This is a genomic window from Sandarakinorhabdus sp. (assembly GCF_040398665.1).
GTDB lineage: Bacteria > Pseudomonadota > Alphaproteobacteria > Sphingomonadales > Sphingomonadaceae > Sandarakinorhabdus.
Window position 1 is genome coordinate 379648 of record NZ_JBBATQ010000001.1, and the last position, 20200, is coordinate 399847.

The window sequence follows — 20200 nt, forward strand, 5'->3', positions numbered from 1 at the left end:
CCGATGCACAACACAAGAATAACGAGGGGTTGGCATGACGCAAGCCGAGACCATCAAAAAGGCGGTGAGTGACTTCGGCGCGGCCGCCAAGGCCAAGCTGAACGAGGGCGGCCAGCCCGAAGACCAATTGCGCAACCCGATCGAGCAATTGTTTGCGGCGTTCTCGGCGCAATGCGGCCATGGCAAGGACGCGCTGGTACTGGTTGGCGAAAAATCGCTGGCGGCGCTGCGCACCCGGCCGGATTTCGCCGTCAATCTCAACAAGGCGCTGATCGGCTTCATCGAGGTCAAGGCCCCCGGCAAAGGTGCCGACCCACGCAAATTCAAGGACAAGCACGACAAGGAACAGTGGGACAAGCTGAAGGCGCTGCCCAACCTGCTCTATACCGATGGCAACGCCATGTCGGTGTGGCGCAACGGCGTATTGGCGCGCGACATCGTCAAATTCGATGGCGATATTGAAACATCGGGCGCGAAACTTGCCGCGCCCGGCGCTCTGATGCCGCTGATCGAGGATTTCCTCGGCTGGCAACCAATTGTGCCCAAAGGGGCCAAGGAACTCGCCGCTGTAGCAGCCCGGCTGTGCCGCTATCTGCGTGATGAAGTGGTCGAACAGCTTGGCATCAACAACGCCCGGCTTTCGGAATTGAAGGAAGATTGGAAGGCACTGCTGTTCCCCGATGCCGATGATGCGAAATTCGCCGATGGCTATGCCCAGGCGGTCACCTTCGGGCTGCTGATGGCCAAATCGCGCAAACTGTCGCTGGCCGGCGGGCTTGACGATGTGGCGAAGCAGTTGGGCAAGACCAACACGCTGATCGGCACGGCGCTGCGCTTGCTGACGGAGCAGGATCTGTCGCTCGGCCCTTCGCTCGATACCATGGTGCGCGTGCTCGACGTGGTCGATTGGGACAAGATCGCCAAGGGCGATCCCGAGGCCTGGCTGTATTTCTACGAGGATTTTCTCGACATCTATGATCGCCGGCTGCGCAAGCAGACCGGTTCCTACTACACCCCGCCGGAAGTCGTGCAGGCCATGGTGCGGCTGTGCGACGAGGCGCTGCGGTCATCGAAACGCTTTGGGGTGGCGCAGGGCCTGGCCAGCAACGACGTCCATATCGCCGATCCCGCCACTGGTTCGGGCACCTTCCTGCTCGCCATCTTGCGCGCCATCGCCGCGCGGGTGACGGCGGACGAAGGCGAAGGCGCGGTCGGCGGCGCGATTACCGAGGCGGCCAAGCGGCTCTATGGGTTCGAGCTGCAATTCGGCGCCTTTGCCGTGGCGCAGTTGCGGCTGCTGGCGGAAATGATCGCGCTCGATGCCGAAGGCAGCCCGGCGCTGTTCGTCACCGACACGCTTGGTGATCCGTTTGCTGACATTGAAGCCGGGCAGGGCATCTACCGGGAAATCTCGCGGTCGCAGCGTGAAGCCAACGAGGTCAAACGCGCCCAGCCGATCACCGTCGTCATCGGCAACCCGCCCTACAAGGAAAAGGCCAAGGGCAAGGGAGCGTGGATTGAGAATGGCCGCTTCAAGGATGGCAAGGACGCGCCGTTGCGTGACTGGCAGCCGCCAAAGGACTGGAAGGTCGGCACCCACTCCAAGCATCTGCGCAATCTCTACGTGTATTTCTGGCGCTGGGCGGCCTGGAAAGTCTTTGAGCAGGGTGCCGGGCTGCGCGACCGCGAGCCTCCGCAGGAAGAGCAATACGCCGGGTTGGTCTGCTACATCACGGTTGCCGGTTTCCTGAATGGCCCGGGCTTTCAGAAGATGCGCGCCGATCTGCGCCGCGACTGCGATGAAATCTGGGTGATCGACTGCTCGCCGGAAGGCCACCAGCCCGAAGTGGCAACGCGTATCTTCGAAGGTGTCCAGCACCCGGTGTGCATCGTGCTGGCATCGCGGACGCCGGCCAACAAGCCAACGCAACCGGCGCGCGTGCGCTTTCGATCGCTGGCGAAGGGCAGGCGCGAAATCAAGTTCGCTGAACTTGCCAAGCTGGCGCTCGACAGCCCCGGTTGGGCCGATGGCCCCACTGACTGGCGGGCACCCTTCCTGCCGGAGTTTACTGGAGGTTGGGGCGAATTCGTGCCGCTTGACGCCGTGCTCGGCGACTGTGGCTCTGGCGTGATGTCTGGACGGACTTGGGTTGTTGCCCCTGACGTCCAAACATTGAAACAACGCTGGGACGATCTCATCAGGGAGACGGACGAAGGCCGAAAGGAAGTGCTGTTTCATCCACAACTTCGAAATGGCAAAGTTGCGAGCCGCCATATTCGCAAATTTGTTGTGCAAAATTTCGGCGTATCAAAAACGCGCCCATCCAATATCCTTGCAGAAACCGGAGGTCTCCCCAGCACGGCGCGCTATGGCTTCCGTTCTTTTGATCGCCAATGGCTTCCGGTTGACGCTCGACTTTTGAATGATCCGAGACCGAAGATTTGGGCAGCCCATGGCAACAGCCAGACTTATTTGACTGCTCCCATGGATTTGGCGCCAACGAACGGACCGGCCGCAACAGCTAGTGCGTTGATACCCGATTTGCATCATTATGCGGGTCGCGGCGGTCGCGTGTTCGGGCTGTGGAAAGACGCGGCCGCCACCGAAACCAATGTATCTCCCGCCGTCGTCGCAGCGCTGTCGCGCGCCTACGGCGTGGCGGTCGATCCTGTCGATGTGTTCGCCTTTGTCGCGGCGCTGCTTGCCTGCCCGGACTATACCGAACGCTTCAAGGCCGGCCTCATCCGCCCCGGCCTGCGCGTGCCATTGACCGCCGATGCCGCGCTGTTCGCCGAGGCGGCAGCGCTCGGCCGCGAGATCATCTGGCTGCACAGTTTCGGCGAGCGCTTCACCGAAGGTCGCCCCGACGGCGCGCCGCGCGTTGCCATCGACGCGCCAACGATCAGCAAGGCCGGTAAGATTCCATCCACGCCGGAAGGCTTTCCCGACTCGATCAGCTATGACGCCGCCACAAGGCGCTTGGCTGTCGGCAGCGGCTTTGTCGACAATGTCATCCCCGAAGTGTGGGCCTATGAAGTGTCGGGCAAGGCGGTGCTGAAACAATGGTTCAGTTACCGCAAGCGCAACCGCGAACGCCCGCAGATCGGCGACAAGCGCCCGCCGTCGCCGCTGGGCGACATCCAGCCCGATCACTGGCTGCCCGAATATACCAGCGAGTTGATCAACGTGCTCAACGTGCTGACTCTGTTGGTGGCACTGGAACCCCGCCAGGCCGACCTGTTGCAGCGCGTTTGCGATTCGCCCTTGATCAAACTGGGTTAGGCGCGCCCGAAAACTGACGGGTGCAGGGACGAGTCCCTGCCCGCCGGAGGCCGCGCTTCCTCTCCCCGCGCGCCGCGCTGTCCTACAGGGGCGGGGTGGCGTATATTTCAGGCTTCGCAATAAGGCCGGACGGTGCGTGCCGCGCGGGCATGGGGTGGGAATGTAAAGTTCGAAACCAACAAAATCGGGCAATTTCGACGCCGATTCCCGGCGGATTCGTCAAGAGTGGCAAAAGTGGCGGCGACAGGAATTTGCAATGTGCCGGGTGATCAGGCTGCTGTCGTCTGGATGCGCAGGCGTTTGACCATGCGGGGGTCGCCGTCGATCACGTCGATGCGCCAGCCGGCGGGGTGGTCGACATGTTCGCCGGGGGCGGGGACGCGGCCGGCGAGCATGAAGACGAGGCCGCCGAGCGTGTCGACATCGAGGCCGACGGCGTCGTCGGCGAGTTTGACGCCGAGCGTGTCTTCGAGGTCGCTGATGGAGAGGCGGGCGTCGGCTTCCCACAGGCCGTCGCCGACTTCCTGGATCAGCGCGGCGGCGGCTTCGTCATGTTCGTCTTCGATGTCGCCGACGATTTCCTCGACGAGGTCTTCAATGGTGACGAGGCCATCGACGCCGCCATATTCATCGATGATGATGGCCATGTGGGTGCGCCCGGCGCGCATGCGGGCCAGCAGATCGACGATGGCCATGGAGGCCGGCACGAACAGCACTTCGCGCAGCAGCGGCTCGATGGCGAGGTCCATCAGCGGGGCGGCACTGGCCTGGTCGCCAAAGGTGTCGGCGATGCGGGCATAGACATCCTTGATGTGGATCATGCCGATGATGTTGTCGCGTTCCCCGCGCCAGACGGGCATGCGGCTGTGGCCGGCATCGCGGAACTTTGCGACCAGGGCGGCAAAGCCCTGATCGGCATCGAAGGTGATCATGTCGGCGCGGGGCACGGCGATATCGCCGGCGCATTCTTCGCCCAGGTGCAGCATGTTGCGCAGCATGGCGCGTTCGACCGGGCCGAGATCGGCGCCGGGTGCGCCGGACGGCTCGGCATCCTCGGCTTCGTCAATGGCCTCTTCCAGGCTTTCGCGCAGCGTGGGTTCCGTCGCGGGGGTGAACATATGGCGCACCTGGTGCCACCAGCTCTTGCCCCGCAATCGACTATGGCTGTCGCCGCTACTGTCGCCCTCGGGCATGGTCAGGCTTCATCCTTCATCGGGGTCAGCATAAGGGTCTGGCAGGTGCAGGCGCGCGCAGGCTGCACGTTCCAGCGCTTCCATATGCTCGGCGGCGGCCTCGTCATCCTCATGATCATAACCTAGCAGGTGGAGCGTGCCATGCACAACCAGATGGGCGACATATTGGCCGGGCGTCCAGCCCTTGGCGGCGGCTTCGACCAGCACGGTTTCGGCGGCGAGCACGAGATCGCCGAGCAGCACTTCGCCATCGTCGCTGTTGGCCAGTTGCACCAGCATGTCGGCGCTGAGCATCGGGAAGGAGAGGATGTTGGTCGGCTTGTCCTTGCCGCGATACTGGCGGTTGAGCTCGTGGACTTCGGCATCGTTGGTAAGGCGCACGGCGACTTCGACGGACATCGGCGCCGCATCCAGATCGGCGTGCGGGGTTTCGGCCACGGCGGCGGCCACGGCGGCACGCGCCACCGCTTCCCAGTCCGTCCCCGCCGGCCAGCCGGCGGCGACGATATCGGTTTCGACCGTCAGCATCAGCCGTCCTGGGAGGGGCCTTCGTAGGCCTCGACAATGCGGCCGACGATGGGATGGCGCACGATTTCCTTGGCCGAAAAGCGCAAGACAGCGATGCCTTCGACGCCGTCGAGGCGCCGGACGGCATCGGCGAGGCCGGAGGCACCGGGATTGGGCAGATCGACCTGGTTGGGATCGCCGCAGACCACCATGCGGCTGCGCTCACCAAAGCGGGTGAGGAACATCTTCATCTGCAGCGGCGTGGTGTTCTGCGCTTCATCGAGGATGATGAAGGCATTGGCGAGGGTGCGGCCGCGCATGAAGGCCAGCGGGGCGATTTCGATCTCGCCCGATGCCAGCCGCCGTTCTACCTGTTCAGCGGGCAGCATGTCGTAGAGCGCGTCGTACAGGGGCCGCAGGTAGGGATCGACCTTTTCCTTCATGTCGCCGGGCAGAAATCCGAGCCGTTCACCGGCTTCCACGGCGGGGCGGGACAGGATCAGCCGGTCGACCGATCCGGAAATCAACTGGCTGACGGCTTGCGCCACCGCCAGATAGGTCTTGCCGGTGCCGGCCGGGCCCAGCGCGAAAATCACGTCGGACGAGCTCAACGCTTCGATATAGCGGACCTGGGTGGGGGAACGCGCCACGATGGTCTTGCGGCGGGTGCGGATGGCAGCGGTGGGCGCCGGGCCGGCATCGGCATGCACCAGCCCCTCCAGCATCGGCTCGGCGGCCAGCGCCACGGCCCCGATCACGTCGCCGGTGTCGATATCGTCGCCCTTCAGCACGCGGGCATAAAGACTGGTCAGCACATCGCGGGTGCGCGCCGCGGCATCGGCCTGGCCCTCCACCACGACGCGATTGCCCCGCGCGCTGATATAGACGCCGAGCTGGCCTTCCAGTGCGATCAGATTCTGATCATATTGGCCGAACAGTGCGCCCAGCAACTGCACCTTGTCGAACTGGATCTCCAGCTTGACGCGGTCGGTGGGGCCGGGCGGGTTGCCACCGCGGTGCGGTTTTCGCCCCATCAGACCGGGCTTTGGGTTGTTGCGCAGGGCACGGCTTCGACGCTGTTTGGCATGGCCGACACGATCTCCACTTCCACAAGATCACCAATCACGGCGCCCGGCAAGGAGACCACCGCCGATTGCAGCCACGGTGTCTTGCCGATCAATTGCCCCGGCTTGCGGCCGGGCCGTTCCAGCAGCACCGTACAGCGCCGGCCAATGGTCGTGTGGTTGAAGGCCAGGCTGGCTTCGTTGATGGCGGCTTGCAGCCGGGCGAGCCGTTCATCCTTCACGGTTTCGGGCACCTGATCGGCCATGGTCGCCGCCGGCGTACCGGGGCGCACGCTGTACTTGAAGCTGTAGGCGGCGGCGTAGCCAACCTCGTGGACAATCGACAGCGTCTGTTGGAAATCCGCTTCGGTCTCGCCCGGAAAGCCGACGATGAAATCGCCGGACAGCGCAATATCCGTCCGAGCGGCGCGCAGCCGCGCCAGGGTCGCCAGATAGGAATCGCGGGTGTGGGCGCGGTTCATGGCTTTGAGGATGCGGCTGGAACCCGATTGCACCGGCAGATGCAGATAGGGCATCAGCTTGGCCACCTCGGCATGAGCGGCGATCAGATCATCGCCGCCGGCGCCTTCCATGTCGCGCGGGTGGCTGGTGGTGTAGCGGATGCGGGCCAGCCCATCGATCTGCGCCAATTCGCGGATCAGACCCGACAGCGACAGCCCGCCCGCATAAGCGTTCACATTCTGGCCGAGCAAAGTGATCTCGCGCACGCCGCGTGCCACCAAAGCCGCGGCCTCGGCGATCAGGTCGGCCGCCGGGCGGCTGGTTTCAGGGCCGCGCGTATAGGGCACGACGCAAAAGGTACAGAATTTGTCGCAGCCTTCCTGCACGGTAAGAAAGGCGCTGGCCTGAGCGATGCGCCGCGCCGGCAGCGCATCGAATTTCGGCACCGCCGGCATGTCGATATCGATCACCCGGCCGCCGCGCGCCTCTTGCAGCAGTTGCGGCAGGCGATGATAGGCCAGCGGGCCGACAATCACATCGACCGCCGGTGCGCGGACGGCAATTTCCGCACCTTCGGCCTGGGCAACGCAGCCGGCGGCCACAATCGTTGGCCGGCTGCCATCGCGGCGCGGCTGGCGCAGGCGGCCGATATCGGAATAGAGCTTTTCAGAGGCGCGTTCGCGGATGTGACAGGTGTTGAGCACGACCACATCGGCATCGTCGGGCGAATCCGTCGCGGCCATGCCCTGCGCCGTCAACACGTCGCCCATCCGCTCACTGTCATAGACATTCATCTGACATCCGAAGGATTTGACATGGAATCGCTGCTGCACGTGTTTGGGCGGGGCGGACGACACGGGCGCTGCGATCTCCAGATGAATCACCTCTGCCATAGCGGCTTTATGGGGCGTGGTCATCAGGCAGCGACCTCTTCGGGCGCGTGGCCGCGCATCAGCCGGCGATAACCGGCGGCGATCACGTCATGACAGTGGCGGGCCAGCGCCTTGCGATCCGGCCAGGCGGCCGGGTCAAGTGGTGGATGGAAGATGATTTCGGCGGTCACCCGGCCCAGACCGATGAAACCCAGGGCGTGCGGCGCCAGCGCGGTATCACCCACCCAGGCCAGATCCGGCAGATCGGCGCGGACGACAGGCAGGCCGTTGATGCGGGTATAGGCCAGGGTCACCGGTTGAATAATCACGCCCGGCACATCGGCGACCACGGCAAACAGTGACGATTTGAACGGCAAGACGCAGGTGCCATCACTGTTGGTGCCTTCGGGAAACAGGATGATGCTCCCTCCGGCGCGCAGGCGATCGGCAATCTCGTTCCGTTGGGTTCCGGCACTGTGGCGGCGATCCCGTGCGACATAGACAGTGTGGGCAAAGCTGGCCAGCCAGCCGACCGGGCCCCAATCGGCAACTTCGGCTTTGGCCACAAAACTGCCGCGCAGGCGCGCGCCCAGCACCGGGATGTCGGCCCACGAAAGATGATTGACCACGTACAGCACCCGACTGCGCGCAGCCGGCCGGCCATGGGTGCGGATAACCACATTCATCGCCCGCGACAGGCCGCGGTGGAACCAGATCGGCAGGTAGGGCCGATTGCGCAACGTGATGGCCCGCAGCAACAATTCGGCAGGAACAGTGGCTACAACGGTGGCTGCGGTGCCCAATGCGGTGCGCATGGTGCCCAGGCGCCGGGTGCTTGGGGCCCGCCGCTGTGCAAGTGGTGACTCAGGCCGGTTTGATCGCCGTGCCATAAAGCTCCATGCGGTGGTCGACCAGGCGATAGCCCAGACGGTCGGCGATGCGGCGCTGCAGCTCTTCGATTTCGGGATCGTGAAATTCGACCACGTCACCGGTTTCAATATCGATCAGATGATCGTGATGGCCATCCGCCACCGTTTCGTAACGGGATCGGCCGCCCTGGAATTCGTGGCGCTCCAATATGCCCGCTTCTTCGAACAATTTGACGGTGCGATAAACCGTGGCGATGGAAATGCGCGGATCAACCTGCGCCACGCGGCGATGCAACGCCTCCACGTCCGGATGGTCGGTCACGTCGCTCAAGACGCGCGCGATCACCCGGCGCTGCTCGGTAATGCGCAGGCCCTTTTTCAGGCACAAGGCCTCGATGTCGATCTGCTCGCCCATCTCCGCTCTCCCGGTCACCCGTGCTCCCGCCAGCCCTGCACCCATTTAGGGGGCAAGACGGACGGTAGCAAGCGGACGAATGTCCAGAAGTGTCGGTTCAGGCGACCGGGTTCTTGCGCGGGCGACCGCGCGGCTTGGCCGTGCGCTTGGTACCCAGGCCAATCGACTTGGCCAGCGTACGACGCTGTTCAGCATAGTTGGGCGCAACCATCGGGTAATCGCCCGGCAGGCCCCACTTGGTGCGGTAATCATCGGGCGTCATGCCGTACCGCGTCATCAGGTGGCGCTTCAGCATCTTCAGCTTCTTGCCATCTTCCAGGCACACGATGAAATCGGGCTTGATCGATGAACGAATGGCAACAGCCGGTTCCTGCTTCGGCGGCGGCGGTGCCACCGGGCTGCCAAGCCGCGACAGCGTGGCATAAACGGCCTCAATCACGCCGGGCACATCGGCGGGTTGTACCGTGTTGTTCGCAAAATGCGATGCAACGATGTCGGCGGTCAACGCCAGCAATTCAGTATGTGAATGTGTATTATCTGTCATTATCTGTTCCTTGACCCCAAACGGGCGGATCCCTACTTCCGCGCGCCCGTCCTGAGCCGCTGTCCAGCATTTTGCAACAAAAAAATGTCACATGATCAAGGCATCAAGTCCAAAACGCATGGTAATTGCGGCGCGGCGGCTACCATCCTTGCCAGCATAATAGTCGGCGCGGCGTCCAATCACAGCAAAACCTGCCGATTCATAAAGACAACGCGCCGCTGCGTTGTCTTCGCGTACCTCAAGAAACAACACATTGCCACCGCGCCCAAGTGCATCCTCCTGCGCACGCAACAGCAGCCGGCTGCCCGCGCCCTGCCGCCGCAATTGCGGAGCCACTGCGATTAACAACAGTTCAACTTCTTCAATTACGGCCCGGCACAAGGTGAAGCCGACGACCTGCCCACCAAGCAAGGCCAGCCGCCCCCAACAGCCGGGCATCACCAGGGTGGCAAGCAGCTGCGCCGCCGACCAGGCTTCACCATAACGCGGATCAAAGGCAGCATGCATGACCGCCATCATCGCGTCGAGATGACGTTCGTCGGCTGGTACGATCACCAACGCGGGGGAGCCAAGGCCAGGCTGTTCCACGGCGCTCGCCATAAGCGGCTCAATCGTCGAGGTAAAGCGCGGTCGGCAGCCCAAGCGCCGCCGGTACAACCAGCCCAGCATAGCGCGCATCGGGGTGGCCGGCGTGCCGCGTTGGCGCCTCAGGAGCCAGCAACTGCACCCCCGCACCGGCCAGCGCCTCACCCGCCGGCAAACAAGTCAACACCCGCGCCGTCGGCACCACGGCCCCGCGGGTCACCTTCGCGCCCACCGGCTGACCGCGACCGGCATCAATCACCGCCAGTATCGAAGCCAGCGCCTGATCATCGGCAAAGGCCTGTGCCGCCACCAGGGCCAGCGCAGAAACACCGTGCACCGGAATGCCCCATGCCAGCCCCAACGCGCGGGCGGCGGCGATGCCGATGCGGATGCCGGTGTAACTGCCCGGCCCGATATCGACCAATATGGCGTGGGGGCGTGGCTGGCCACCCAGCAGCGCGGCGATGCCGGGCACCAGCGCCTCGGCATGGCCGCGCCCGATCAGTTCATGCCGGCACACCAGCACCGACGGCCCGGCAACAAGCGCAATCGACAGGGCCGGTGACGATGTGGAGATCGCCAGAAGCAGGGGTGGGGAAACGGTCACGCCTGCCCGTTACAGGATACGGGCGGCATCCTCAAACGCCAGTCGCGGCAACCGCGGGAACAGGCCTTCGGCGGTGCCCTTGCCCAGCGAGCAGATGAAGTTGGTTTCGATCTTGGTCCCGGCCCAGAATTCGGCGTCCACCGCCGGCTTGGCAAAGCCCGACATCGGCCCGGTGTCCCAGCCCAGCGCACGCGCCGCCATGATCAGCCAGGCGGCTTGCAGCGACGAATTGCGGAATGCGGTTTCGCGCGCGAAATCCGCGCTCCAATTGAACCACGGCCGCGCATCGACATGCGGGAACAATTCCGGCAGGCGATCATAGAATTCCGGATCGAAACCGATGATCACCGTCACCGGCGCGGCTTTGACCTTGGGCTGGTTGGCGGCGCTCACGCACGCCGCCAGCCGTTCGCGCGCTGCGGTGGAATGGCAAAAGATGAACCGGGCAGGGCTGCTGTTCGCCGACGTCGGGCCCATCTTGAACAGGTCATAGAGTTGGCGCAGATCGGCTTCGGACACCGGGGTGTCGTCCCAGCCATAATGGGTGCGCGCATCGGTGAAGAGCTGCGCCAGCGCGGCATCCGGCAACGGTTCGCCAGCCATCAGATTGCCCGCACGTCGGTGACTTCGGGAACATAATATTTCAGCAGCGATTCAATGCCCATTTTCAGGGTCATCGTGCTGGATGGGCAGCCCGAGCAGGCACCCTGCATTTCGAGGAACACCGTGCCCTGCTTGAACCCGCGATAGACGATGTCGCCGCCATCGTCCGCGACCTGCGGGCGCACGCGGGTTTCGATCAATTCGCGGATCTGCATGACGATCTCGGCATCTGCGGGGTCATCATCATAGGTCGCCTGCGCCACCGTGCCGGTGAACAGCGGTGCGCCGCTGCTGAAATGATCAACAAGCACGCCCAGGATCTGCGGCTTCAGCCCCAGCCATTCGGCGCCGGCCGGATTGCGCGTCACCGACACGAAATCATAACCGAAAAACACCCGATCGATATCGCCCAGCGCAAACAGCGCCGCCGCCAATGGTGAGGCGCCGGCTGCTTCGGGCGTCGCCACATCGACACCATCGCCGCCCGTGACCTTGCGGCCGGGACGGAACATCAGGGTCAGCGGATTCGGCGTCTGCTCGGTTTCGATGAACATGGCTTGTACCTTCAGAATCGATCACGTCGGCTATGGCCTACGGCCGTCGGCGCTTCAACCAAATTAAGACCGAAGTCGTCCACTATCAAGCCAGATCGGCAATCCGCGCCGGCTCCAGCCCGCCGGGCACCAGCATCAGGATGCACGGCAGGCTGCCGGCGGTTTCGCCGGCGAAAAAACTGACCAGTGCGCTCGGACTGCCACGGGTCGCTGTGCCCAGCACCAGGGCGCGGATGCCGGGGTTGTTCTTCACATGCGCCAGGATTGCCTTGGCGGGCTCCCCATCCAGCACCCGCGTGGCCGGGCGAACACCGGCCAATGTTTCGGCTTCGGTCGCCAACCGGTCGAGCAGTTTTTCTGCATCGGCGCGGGCTTCGGCGGCCATCGCGCTTTGCAGGCTGCCGAAATGCAGAAATTCGGTGGGGGCCACCACACTGACCAGCGCCACCGCGGCATCGACATGCGCGGCCCGCTGCACGGCAAAGCGCATCGCGACGCCGCTTTCCGGGCTGTCTTCGATCACCACCAGATAGGTTGCGGCCGTTTGCATGCCAGCAATCTAAGGGGAATCCGGCGGGAACGCAAAACTCACGCCGGGCGCTTCAGCATCGGCGCCCAGCCGGCGACGTGCAATATCTCGATGGTTACCGGCGTTTTGCCATCGGGATCGGCCATGGCGGCAAAGCGTGCCGCCGCATTGATCAGCACATCGCGACGCAACGGCCGGCGATCCGCCAGCACCGATCGCGCGCCCATCGCTGCCAGATCATCGAACAGACCGAACAGGCTGGCATAACGCAGCGTGACGCGATCGACATCGGCGACCGGCATGGAAAAGCCGGCGCGGGCCAGCAGGCCGGCCGCCTGGGCCGCCTCCACCATCGGCGCCGTGTGGCGGCCGGCTCCGCCGGTCAGCTCGGCTTCGGCCTCCAGCAGGCAGGTGCGCAGCTCGACCAGGCTGAGCCCGCCGACAAAGCTCGCCATGAACAGGCCATCAGGGCGCAGCACGCGGCGCACGCCCACCAGTGCGCCGGGCAGATCATTCACCGTGGTCAGGCTGCCGGCCGCAACCACCAGATCGAAACTGGCGTCAGCAAACGGCAACCCGTCCTCGTCGGCCACCACCAGCCGGCCGGCTGGCTCCGTCGGCCCGGCCCCAAGCGCCGCCCGCACCACCAGGCCATCGCCGGCAGGCCAAACGGGGCGCGGCCCCCCCAGATCGAGCACGTCGGCAAAGGGCCGGGCGATCATCGCCGCGCGTTCGCGCAAGTCTTCGGCCAGGCGATCATGCAGAAAGCCGGCGGCGGCAAAGCCCGGCGTTGCGCTGATATGCCGGCGGCGGCGCAACATGGCATCAAAGGGCAGATCCAGCATGGCCACCCCTTTACGGCGGACAATGGCCCGCGCAAGCTGCAGCGCATGGCCAGCACCGCTCATCTGCTCAGCCTGCCGCTTCGGCTGGTCATCGATGCCGTGCTGCCGTCGCGCTGTCCGGGCTGTGGTCAGATTGTCGATGGCGATGATCGGTTTTGCGCCACCTGCTTTGCCGCACTGCAATTTATGGGGCCGCCGCAGTGCGCTTGCTGCGGTGTGCCGTTGCCGCACGATGGTGACGCGGCGGCGCAATGCGGCGCGTGTCTGGCCGATCCACCGCCCTTTGCCACCGCCCGCGCGCCGTTGGCCTATGGCGGGCCAGCACGGCAGGTGGTGCTCGCGCTCAAACACGGCCGAAGGCTCGTGCTGGCGCGGTTGATGGCACGGGCGATGTTGCGGGTGGCAGGCCCGCTGCCCGACGATAGCGTGATCGTGCCGGTGCCGTCACATCGCTGGCGGCTTTGGCAGCGCGGCTTCAACCAGGCCGCCGAAATCGCCCGCCATGTCGCGCGCCAGTCCGGGCGGGCGTTGGCGGTCGATGCGCTGGTCCGCGTGAAGCCGACCGTCAGCACCAAAGGGCTGACCCGCAAGCAGCGCACCGCCAATGTCACAGGTGCGTTCAAGGTGGCGCGCAAGGCGGCGGTACAGGGCCGCGCCGTGGTGCTGGTCGATGATGTGATGACCACCGGCGCCACTGTATCGGCCTGTGCACGCCAGCTGCATCGTGCCGGGGCGCGACATGTGGCCGTGTTGACCTACACGCGCGCTTTGGCCAACACTGACGGGGGTTTTGCCGCTTTCAAGGCGGAACAGACGATAACTGCCAATGTTTGACATTGGCCGGCGGCGGTGTATCGCCTCGCCCTTGAAGATTGGAACAGGCCATGGCCAAGATTGAAATCTATACGAAATTCCTGTGCCCCTTCTGCACACGTGCCAAGAAACTGCTCGAAACCAAGGGCGTCGCCTTCGAAGAGATCGACATCAGCGCCGGCGGACCGCGGCGTGGCGAGATGCTTGATCGCTCGGGCGGCCGGCAGACGGTGCCACAAATCTTCATCGATGGCGCCCATGTCGGCGGCTGCGATGATCTGTTGGCCCTGGATCGTGCCGGCCGGCTCGATCCGATGCTTGGCGCATGAATCTTCGCATCGGCCTGATCCAGACCACCACCGGCATCGATCCCCTCGTTGAAGCCGAAGGCCTTGCCCTGCGCATCGCCGAGGCGGCTGCGCAGGGTGCCCAGATCATCTTCACACCTGAAATGAGCGGTCTGCTCGATCGTGACCGCTCGCGCGCCGCCGGCCATGTCCGCACCGAAGCCAACGATATCGTGCTGGCCGCCGTGCGCGCCGCTGCTGCACAACATCGCGTGTGGGTGCAATTGGGCAGCCTGGCGCTGCGCAGCGAGACATCCGACAAGTTCGTCAATCGTGGCTTCCTGATCGATCCGACCGGGGCGGTGCAGGCACGCTACGCCAAGATCCATCTGTTCGATGTGGCGCTGGGCAGCGAAAGCTGGCGCGAGTCCGCAGCCTATGAAGCCGGCGAAGAAGCCGTCGTCGCCGCGACGCCGTGGGGGCCGCTGGGCCTGACCATCTGCTATGATATCCGTTTCCCGGCCTTGCATCGCGCGCTGGCCACGGCAGGCGCTGCGATGATCGCCGTGCCGGCGGCGTTTACCCGCCCCACCGGCGCTGCGCACTGGCACGTGTTGCTGCGCGCCCGCGCCATCGAAACCGGTTGCTGGGTGATCGCTGCGGCGCAGACCGGCGAACATGCCGATGGCCGCGCCACTTATGGCCACAGCCTAGTGGTATCGCCCTGGGGCGAAGTGCGGCTCGACATGGGCGAGGCGCCCGGTGTGGGTTTGATTGATATTGATCTTGGCGAGGTCGCCATCGCGCGCGGCAAGGTGCCGGCGCTTGAACATGGGCGCGAATTTCGGGTGACAGCGCCATGATGGTTTATGATCTGGCCTGCGATGGCGCTCACCGTTTCGAAGCCTGGTTCGGCAGCAGCGCCGATTTCGACGATCAACAGGCGCGTGGCCTGCTGGAATGCCCGCTGTGCGGATCACAGAATGTCGGCAAGGCGGTGATGGCACCGGCCGTGCCCGCCAAATCCAACCAGTCACCGCTGCGCCAGAGCCTGGCCAATGATGATCCGATGGCCCGCCTGCTGATGATGCAACGGGCGTTTGAGGCGCAAAGCGACTATGTCGGGGATCGCTTCGCGGCCGAAGCCCGCGCCATCCATGAAAGCGGCGAAGTGCGCAGTGTGCATGGTGAAGCATCGGCCGACGAAGTGAAGGCGCTGCGCGAAGATGGCGTGCAATTGCTGCCACTGCCCTTCCGGCCGCGCGCCCGGTCCGACGCCTGACGATATCTGGCCGCTGCAAATTTCTGCTTGAATCCGGCCGCGCCCCATGGCCTTGAAGGCGTCGCGCACCCGTAGCTCAGCAGGATAGAGCGGCGGTTTCCTAAACCGTAGGCCACTGGTTCGAATCCAGTCGGGTGCACGTTTTTGCGGGGCGCGGATCTGCCGCCGACCCCAGACCCGGCCAGTCCGCGCTGCCTGGCTTCGCTGCCCGCCAGCGCACGGCCAACCATCGGGCTCCGCGTGCTGGCCGCTGCTTACTTGCTGGCGGCCAAAGCCGCGAGCATCGGGGCGGCGGCTGCCGTGTCCACATATTCCCGAACGCTGATCACCTGGCCCTCGCGGACCTCGGCCACGATGCAGGCGGCAAAATCGATCAGGCTTCCGTCCCGCAGCGTGCCGCGCACCGCATGTTCCTCCACAAAGCCGTTGTCTGTCTCCGCACAGATGGCCTCTTCATAGCGAAAGCCGCTGACCACCCCATGCACCCGCCGATTGAAGCGCAGCAGGGTTTCCAGATCCATTGGTTTGCCGCCATTCTGGCGCAGCAGCATCGCAGGTGAACACAGCGCGCGAACGCGTTGGTCGTCGGTCTGCGCCAGGGCCTCAAACAGCGCCTGCGCGATCATGGCGTGGTTCATCGCTTTCTCCTTCATCCGGCTTGCCCCGGCCGTTTTGCCCGCAAAGTGGGCGGAGCCTCCAATGGATTCTCCGGCCAAGGGTGGCGGGGATAGCGGCCCTTCAAGTCCTTGCGCACGTCGGCCCAACTGCCGGCCCAGAAACCCGGCAAGTTCCTGGTCACCTGGATCGGCCGGCCGGCGGGCGACGTCAGTCGCAAGGTCAGCGGCACGCGGCCATCGCCAACCATCGGGTGGCGGGCCAGGCCAAACAACGCCTGGCAGCGCACATCAACAGCCGGGCCGCCATCCGCCGCATAATCGATAACGTGGCTGCTGCCTGCCGGGGTGTCGAGCCGAACCGGGGCAAACTGGTCGAGCCGCTGCCGCTGTTGCCAATCCAGCCGGCCCAGCAACGCGTCGGCCAGCGCAGCATCGCCGATGTCGGACAGGCGGCGGCCGAGCAGCGGCGCCAGCCAGTCATCCAGGCTGGCGAGCAGCGCCGCATCCTCGCTGGCTGGCAGCGCCAGGCCTTGCGCCGCCGCAAAAGCCAGTCGCGCGCGCACGGCGGTGGCGGCGTCGCCCCAAGGCAGCAGCCCAAGCCCCTGATCGGCCACCGCCGCCAGCAGCGTGGCGCGCACCCGTGCCGAATCAGGACGCGCCAACGGCTGCCGCGCCAGCGTGATGGCGCCCAGCCGACGCTGGGTTTCGGCCGTCACGCCCGTGGTCACCGGATCATAGGCAAAGATGGCGCGGGTTTCGATGCGGCTGGCCAGCGTGGATTCGACATCACCATTCAACGGTGCGCCGAGCAACAGCCGCGCGCCGGCGGCGCTGCCGCTGGCATCGGCCACCACCAGCCATTCGCCGCGCGCCAGCGCCGATTCGCCCGGCACGGCGACGGCGCGGCCATTGGCCATCAGAAAGCCAGAGCCCCGCCGCCGCGCCACCCGATCCGGCCAGGCCAGCGCCAGCACAGCGCCCGCCGCCTCGATCTCCACACGGGTTTCACGCGCGCCCACCGCCTGCGCCCAGCGTTGCGCCAGCCGCCGCGCCGCTTCGGCACGCTGGCCGCGTTCCCGCGCCCACCCGGTCAACCGCTGTTCGATATCGTCACTGCGGCCGCCCAGCCCGCGTTCACCAATCAAGACCGCGATGCGCGCCGCCAGCAGACCATGGCCGCCACGCGCCGCCTGGATCAGCATGTGCGCCAGTTCCGGCGCCAGCGGCAGCACGGCCATTGCCTCGCCATGCGGAGTCACCCGGCCATCGCCGTCCAGCGCGCCCAGCGCCGCCAGACGCCGGCGCGCATCGGCCACGGCGGCAAACGGCGGCGGATCGCGCCAATTCAGGCTGGCTGGATCGCTCACACCCCAGCGCGCGCATTCCAGCACCAGCCCGGCCAGATCGGCTTCCAGAATCTCCGGGGGATCGAACGCGGCACGCCCGGCAGTCTCGGCGGCATCCCACAGCCTTATGGCCACGCCCGGCGCCGTGCGCCCGGCCCGCCCGGCGCGTTGGCTGGCCGAAGCCTGGCTGGCACGTACCGTCACCAACCGTGACAGGCCAACGCTGCGATCCAGTTGCGGTCGCCGCGACAGCCCGGAATCGACCACCACGCGCACACCATCGATGGTGATGCTGGTTTCCGCAATGCTGGTGGTCAGCACCAGCTTGCGGCGGCCGCCGGCGGCGGGGGCAATGGCAGCGCGCTGGTCGGCAGCCTCGCGCGCGCCATGCAAGCGGAACAGATCGACGTCACCTGGCAGTCGCGGCTCCAGCCGTTCGGCGGTGCGCTCGATCTCCGCAACACCGGGCAAAAAGGCGAGGATCGATCCGGCCTCGCTGGCCAGCGCAGCGCGGATGGCGCTGGCCATGGCGTCCTCCAGCCGCTCTTCGTTGCGCCGGCCGATATGGCGGAGCTCCACGGGGAACATCCGTCCCAGCGATTCGATGACATGCAGATCGGGAATGATGCTGGCAAAGCCGCTGCCATCCAGCGTCGCCGACATCAGCAGCAGCCGGAGATCGGGGCGCAGCGCATCGCGTGCTTCCAGCGTCAACGCCAGCGCAAAATCGCTGTCGAGGCTGCGCTCATGGACTTCGTCGAAAATCACCGCCGCCACGCCGGCCAATTCAGGGTCGCCAACCAGCAGCCGTGTGTAGATGCCCTCGGTCACAACTTCGATACGGGTGGCGGCCGATGTGCGCGAATCCAGCCTTGTGCGATAGCCGATGGTCTGCCCCACAGGCTCTCCCAGCAGGTCCGCCATGCGCTCTGCCGCGGCGCGCGCCGCCAATCGGCGCGGTTGCAGCAGGATGATGCGGCGCCCCTGGGCCCAATCGGCATCGAGCAGCGCCGGTGGCACGGCCGTCGTCTTGCCGGCACCCGGCGGCGCGATCAGCGCAACCGGCGCATTGCCCGCCAGCGCCACCAAAACATCGGGCAGCACCGCTTCAACAGGCAGCGCTGCCATCGCGGTCAAAATGGCTTGACGATCACCAGCACCGCAACGGCCAGCGTCACCAGCGAGGGGATTTCATTGGCCAGGCGCAGGGCCTTCTCGCTGACCGGGCGTTCACCAGCGGCGAAGCGCTTGACCATCCCGAGCGTCCATTCGTGAAAGCCTGTCAATCCGACAACAAACACCAGCTTTGCCAACAACCACAGCGGCCAGCCGAGGTGAAAACCCAGCGACAGCCCGGCGGCCCAACTGACCATCATCGCCGGAGTCAGGATGATACGGCGCAGACGACGGCAGCGCTCATCCCACAGCAGCGACTCCGGCGCGCCAGGCACCACCGGATGCCAATAGACCAGGAAGCGCGGCACCATGAACAATCCGGCCATCCAGAAGATGACAAAGGCGACATGCAGCGCCTTCACCCACGGATAAGCGTCTTCCAGCCAGCCAACCCCCCATTCCATCATGGCTTACAGCGGCCTCTTGAGCAGGCTGAACAGATGCTCGACATGCGCGATCGGCGTGTCCTGCAAGATGCCATGGCCCAGGTTGAAGATATGCGGCCGGCCACTCAACGCATGGCGGATCCGGATGACGGCGTCCTCCAGTGCCTTGCCACCGGTGATCAGCGCCAGCGGATCGAGATTGCCCTGCACCGGCATGTCCGGCGGCAGCATCGCATCGGCCCAGGCGGGATCGACGGTTTCATCAAGGCCGACGGCATCGACACCGGTTTCGGCGGCATAAGCGGCCAATTTGGCGCCGGCGCCTTTGGGGAAGCCGATGATCGGCACATCGGGGTGGCGTACCATCAACCGGCCAACGATATCGGCATTGGGCGCGATCACCCAACGTTCGAACTGCGCGGGCGACAAGGTGCCGGCCCAACTGTCGAACAACTGTACCGCCTGCGCACCCGCCTCGATCTGGCCGGACAGATAATCCACTGTCACCGCGACGATGCGATCGATCAGCGCCTGGAAGCGTGCCGGATCGGCATAAGCCAGCCGCCGGGTTTCGGCCTGATCCTTGCTGCCATGGCCAGCGACCATATAGGTCGCCACAGTCCATGGGGACCCGGCAAAGCCCAGCATGGTCACACTGGGATCAATGGCCTTGCGCACCTTGGCCACGGTTTCATAGATTTTGGCGAAGTGCAGCGGGTTTGGCTGCAAGGCCGACCAATCGCCATCATGCAGCGGCGGGGTCAGCTGCGGGCCCTCGCCGGGACCAAAGGTCAGGCCCTGGCCCATGGCGTGCGGCACGATCAAAATATCGGAAAACAGGATGGCACCGTCCATGCCGAAACGCTTCAGCGGCTGGATGGTGATTTCGGCGGCGGCATCGCTGTCATAAACGAGTTCGAGAAACCCGCCCTTCTCGGCGCGCAGGGCGCGATATTCCGGCAGATAACGCCCAGCCTGGCGCATCAGCCACACGGGCGGCGGATCGCGGCGTTCGCCTTTCAGCACGGCAAGCAACGGTGGATCGGTGGGAAGAGCAGTGGACATGCCGTTCCTTTCGACGGAGCGGCGAAACCGGTCAAGAGCCCAGCGCGTGTCTCAACCATTCAATGAATCTGATGAGGATGTAGCAAGTAGATGGCGGCTCGCAATGTGGGGATAAAATCCCATGCGCCGCCCTGTCCACAGGCGGCAGTGGCTGCGACTCGGCGGAATCACGCGAGTCGCGGCAATCATCCCCGTTTTCCACAGGCATGGCTGTGCATATGTGCCCAGGCGAATGATCATGCGAAGCCATGGTGTGCGTTCTGGCGGAAATGTGACTTGCTCCCGCCGCCACACAG

At 65.2% G+C, this 20200-nt stretch carries 22 protein-coding genes and 1 tRNA gene; 6 read left to right on the top strand and 17 right to left on the bottom strand.

Annotation, left to right across the window (positions count from 1 at the left end):
• Window positions 1-34: 34 nt before the first annotated feature.
• Window positions 35-3283: a type ISP restriction/modification enzyme gene (locus tag ABWP22_RS01765; RefSeq protein WP_353198205.1), complete on the top strand. Its 3249-nt coding sequence runs from the start codon at window positions 35-37 to the stop codon at window positions 3281-3283.
• 269 nt (window positions 3284-3552) lie between these two features.
• Here the strand turns inward: ABWP22_RS01765 and ABWP22_RS01770 are convergent, their stop codons facing one another.
• The 13 genes from ABWP22_RS01770 to ABWP22_RS01830 form a co-directional block, all read right to left on the bottom strand.
• The gene (locus tag ABWP22_RS01770) at window positions 3553-4401 is read right to left on the bottom strand and encodes a hemolysin family protein (RefSeq protein ID WP_353198206.1); all 849 of its coding nucleotides are present in this window, start codon (window positions 4399-4401) and stop codon (window positions 3553-3555) included.
• A gap of 84 nt (window positions 4402-4485) precedes the next feature.
• A complete protein-coding gene (gene ybeY / locus ABWP22_RS01775; protein WP_353198207.1) occupies window positions 4486-5004 on the bottom strand; it encodes an rRNA maturation RNase YbeY in 519 nt (172 codons plus the stop codon).
• Window positions 5004-6017 (bottom strand): PhoH family protein, encoded by a 1014-nt coding sequence (locus ABWP22_RS01780; RefSeq protein WP_353198208.1) that lies wholly within the window; start codon window positions 6015-6017, stop codon window positions 5004-5006. Before ABWP22_RS01780 ends, ybeY begins: the two co-directional genes overlap by 1 nt.
• Window positions 6017-7402 (bottom strand): tRNA (N6-isopentenyl adenosine(37)-C2)-methylthiotransferase MiaB, encoded by a 1386-nt coding sequence (gene miaB / locus ABWP22_RS01785; RefSeq protein ID WP_353198419.1) that lies wholly within the window; start codon window positions 7400-7402, stop codon window positions 6017-6019. Before miaB ends, ABWP22_RS01780 begins: the two co-directional genes overlap by 1 nt.
• A 23-nt stretch (window positions 7403-7425) precedes the next feature.
• Window positions 7426-8196, bottom strand: coding sequence for a lysophospholipid acyltransferase family protein (locus tag ABWP22_RS01790; RefSeq protein ID WP_353198209.1), 771 nt, complete (start codon window positions 8194-8196; stop codon window positions 7426-7428).
• Between the two features lie 49 nt (window positions 8197-8245).
• Window positions 8246-8665: a Fur family transcriptional regulator gene (locus ABWP22_RS01795; protein ID WP_353198210.1), complete on the bottom strand. Its 420-nt coding sequence runs from the start codon at window positions 8663-8665 to the stop codon at window positions 8246-8248.
• Between the two features lie 97 nt (window positions 8666-8762).
• A complete protein-coding gene (locus ABWP22_RS01800; protein ID WP_353198211.1) occupies window positions 8763-9209 on the bottom strand; it encodes a Ros/MucR family transcriptional regulator in 447 nt (148 codons plus the stop codon).
• A gap of 87 nt (window positions 9210-9296) precedes the next feature.
• Window positions 9297-9797: a ribosomal protein S18-alanine N-acetyltransferase gene (gene rimI, locus ABWP22_RS01805; protein WP_353198212.1), complete on the bottom strand. Its 501-nt coding sequence runs from the start codon at window positions 9795-9797 to the stop codon at window positions 9297-9299.
• Window positions 9798-9816: 19 nt separating this feature from the next.
• Entirely contained in the window at window positions 9817-10401 is a 585-nt protein-coding gene (gene tsaB, locus ABWP22_RS01810) for a tRNA (adenosine(37)-N6)-threonylcarbamoyltransferase complex dimerization subunit type 1 TsaB (RefSeq protein ID WP_353198213.1), read from the bottom strand.
• A gap of 9 nt (window positions 10402-10410) precedes the next feature.
• Window positions 10411-11004: a malonic semialdehyde reductase gene (locus tag ABWP22_RS01815; RefSeq protein ID WP_353198214.1), complete on the bottom strand. Its 594-nt coding sequence runs from the start codon at window positions 11002-11004 to the stop codon at window positions 10411-10413.
• Window positions 11004-11558: a NifU family protein gene (locus tag ABWP22_RS01820; RefSeq protein ID WP_353198215.1), complete on the bottom strand. Its 555-nt coding sequence runs from the start codon at window positions 11556-11558 to the stop codon at window positions 11004-11006. Before ABWP22_RS01820 ends, ABWP22_RS01815 begins: the two co-directional genes overlap by 1 nt.
• A gap of 85 nt (window positions 11559-11643) precedes the next feature.
• On the bottom strand, window positions 11644-12108 hold the full coding sequence (locus ABWP22_RS01825; protein WP_353198216.1) for a universal stress protein: 465 nt from the start codon (window positions 12106-12108) through the stop codon (window positions 11644-11646).
• 38 nt (window positions 12109-12146) lie between these two features.
• On the bottom strand, window positions 12147-12932 hold the full coding sequence (locus ABWP22_RS01830) for a class I SAM-dependent methyltransferase (RefSeq protein WP_353198217.1): 786 nt from the start codon (window positions 12930-12932) through the stop codon (window positions 12147-12149).
• Between the two features lie 45 nt (window positions 12933-12977).
• On the opposite strand from ABWP22_RS01830, the gene ABWP22_RS01835 reads away from it, so the two are divergent.
• The 5 genes from ABWP22_RS01835 to ABWP22_RS01855 all read left to right on the top strand — a co-directional run bounded on the left by ABWP22_RS01835 (window position 12978) and on the right by ABWP22_RS01855 (window position 15453).
• Window positions 12978-13766, top strand: coding sequence for a ComF family protein (locus ABWP22_RS01835; RefSeq protein WP_353198218.1), 789 nt, complete (start codon window positions 12978-12980; stop codon window positions 13764-13766).
• Window positions 13767-13816: 50 nt separating this feature from the next.
• Complete coding sequence (gene grxC, locus ABWP22_RS01840) at window positions 13817-14074, top strand: glutaredoxin 3 (RefSeq protein WP_353198219.1); 258 nt, start codon at window positions 13817-13819, stop codon at window positions 14072-14074.
• Window positions 14071-14895 (top strand): carbon-nitrogen hydrolase family protein, encoded by an 825-nt coding sequence (locus ABWP22_RS01845; protein ID WP_353198220.1) that lies wholly within the window; start codon window positions 14071-14073, stop codon window positions 14893-14895. Before grxC ends, ABWP22_RS01845 begins: the two co-directional genes overlap by 4 nt.
• Window positions 14892-15314: a DUF1178 family protein gene (locus tag ABWP22_RS01850; protein WP_353198221.1), complete on the top strand. Its 423-nt coding sequence runs from the start codon at window positions 14892-14894 to the stop codon at window positions 15312-15314. The genes ABWP22_RS01845 and ABWP22_RS01850 overlap by 4 nt, the downstream gene beginning before the upstream one ends.
• A 65-nt stretch (window positions 15315-15379) precedes the next feature.
• A tRNA-Arg gene (locus ABWP22_RS01855) sits at window positions 15380-15453 on the top strand.
• A gap of 115 nt (window positions 15454-15568) precedes the next feature.
• Here ABWP22_RS01855 and ABWP22_RS01860 read toward each other — a convergent pair.
• Genes ABWP22_RS01860 through hemE form a run of 4 tightly spaced genes read right to left on the bottom strand, consistent with a single transcriptional unit; the run spans window position 15569 to window position 19904 of the window.
• Window positions 15569-15952 carry a nuclear transport factor 2 family protein gene (locus ABWP22_RS01860; protein WP_353198222.1) on the bottom strand — a complete coding sequence of 128 codons (384 nt, stop codon included), beginning with the start codon at window positions 15950-15952 and terminating at the stop codon, window positions 15569-15571.
• 11 nt (window positions 15953-15963) lie between these two features.
• On the bottom strand, window positions 15964-18405 hold the full coding sequence (gene hrpB, locus ABWP22_RS01865; protein ID WP_353198223.1) for an ATP-dependent helicase HrpB: 2442 nt from the start codon (window positions 18403-18405) through the stop codon (window positions 15964-15966).
• A 5-nt stretch (window positions 18406-18410) separates the two neighbouring features.
• Window positions 18411-18860: a CopD family protein gene (locus ABWP22_RS01870; protein ID WP_353198224.1), complete on the bottom strand. Its 450-nt coding sequence runs from the start codon at window positions 18858-18860 to the stop codon at window positions 18411-18413.
• A gap of 3 nt (window positions 18861-18863) precedes the next feature.
• A complete protein-coding gene (hemE, locus tag ABWP22_RS01875; RefSeq protein ID WP_353198225.1) occupies window positions 18864-19904 on the bottom strand; it encodes a uroporphyrinogen decarboxylase in 1041 nt (346 codons plus the stop codon).
• Between the last annotated feature and the right edge of the window lie 296 nt (window positions 19905-20200).

What these genes read in the sequence shown, in the direction of transcription:
- miaB (WP_353198419.1), bottom strand. Translation starts at nt 7,402, where the DNA reads ATGGCAGAGGTGATTCATCTGGAGATCGCAGCGCCCGTGTCGTCCGCC.
- ABWP22_RS01870 (WP_353198224.1), bottom strand. Translation starts at nt 18,860, where the DNA reads ATGATGGAATGGGGGGTTGGCTGGCTGGAAGACGCTTATCCGTGGGTG.
- grxC (WP_353198219.1), top strand. Translation starts at nt 13,817, where the DNA reads ATGGCCAAGATTGAAATCTATACGAAATTCCTGTGCCCCTTCTGCACA.
- ABWP22_RS01770 (WP_353198206.1), bottom strand. Translation starts at nt 4,401, where the DNA reads ATGTTCACCCCCGCGACGGAACCCACGCTGCGCGAAAGCCTGGAAGAG.
- hemE (WP_353198225.1), bottom strand. Translation starts at nt 19,904, where the DNA reads ATGTCCACTGCTCTTCCCACCGATCCACCGTTGCTTGCCGTGCTGAAA.
- ABWP22_RS01850 (WP_353198221.1), top strand. Translation starts at nt 14,892, where the DNA reads ATGATGGTTTATGATCTGGCCTGCGATGGCGCTCACCGTTTCGAAGCC.
- ABWP22_RS01820 (WP_353198215.1), bottom strand. Translation starts at nt 11,558, where the DNA reads ATGTTCATCGAAACCGAGCAGACGCCGAATCCGCTGACCCTGATGTTC.
- ABWP22_RS01795 (WP_353198210.1), bottom strand. Translation starts at nt 8,665, where the DNA reads ATGGGCGAGCAGATCGACATCGAGGCCTTGTGCCTGAAAAAGGGCCTG.
- ABWP22_RS01860 (WP_353198222.1), bottom strand. Translation starts at nt 15,952, where the DNA reads ATGAACCACGCCATGATCGCGCAGGCGCTGTTTGAGGCCCTGGCGCAG.
- ABWP22_RS01830 (WP_353198217.1), bottom strand. Translation starts at nt 12,932, where the DNA reads ATGCTGGATCTGCCCTTTGATGCCATGTTGCGCCGCCGCCGGCATATC.
- ABWP22_RS01835 (WP_353198218.1), top strand. Translation starts at nt 12,978, where the DNA reads ATGGCCAGCACCGCTCATCTGCTCAGCCTGCCGCTTCGGCTGGTCATC.
- ABWP22_RS01780 (WP_353198208.1), bottom strand. Translation starts at nt 6,017, where the DNA reads ATGGGGCGAAAACCGCACCGCGGTGGCAACCCGCCCGGCCCCACCGAC.
- ABWP22_RS01800 (WP_353198211.1), bottom strand. Translation starts at nt 9,209, where the DNA reads ATGACAGATAATACACATTCACATACTGAATTGCTGGCGTTGACCGCC.
- ybeY (WP_353198207.1), bottom strand. Translation starts at nt 5,004, where the DNA reads ATGCTGACGGTCGAAACCGATATCGTCGCCGCCGGCTGGCCGGCGGGG.
- hrpB (WP_353198223.1), bottom strand. Translation starts at nt 18,405, where the DNA reads ATGGCAGCGCTGCCTGTTGAAGCGGTGCTGCCCGATGTTTTGGTGGCG.
- ABWP22_RS01815 (WP_353198214.1), bottom strand. Translation starts at nt 11,004, where the DNA reads ATGGCTGGCGAACCGTTGCCGGATGCCGCGCTGGCGCAGCTCTTCACC.
- ABWP22_RS01845 (WP_353198220.1), top strand. Translation starts at nt 14,071, where the DNA reads ATGAATCTTCGCATCGGCCTGATCCAGACCACCACCGGCATCGATCCC.
- ABWP22_RS01825 (WP_353198216.1), bottom strand. Translation starts at nt 12,108, where the DNA reads ATGCAAACGGCCGCAACCTATCTGGTGGTGATCGAAGACAGCCCGGAA.
- ABWP22_RS01790 (WP_353198209.1), bottom strand. Translation starts at nt 8,196, where the DNA reads ATGCGCACCGCATTGGGCACCGCAGCCACCGTTGTAGCCACTGTTCCT.
- ABWP22_RS01765 (WP_353198205.1), top strand. Translation starts at nt 35, where the DNA reads ATGACGCAAGCCGAGACCATCAAAAAGGCGGTGAGTGACTTCGGCGCG.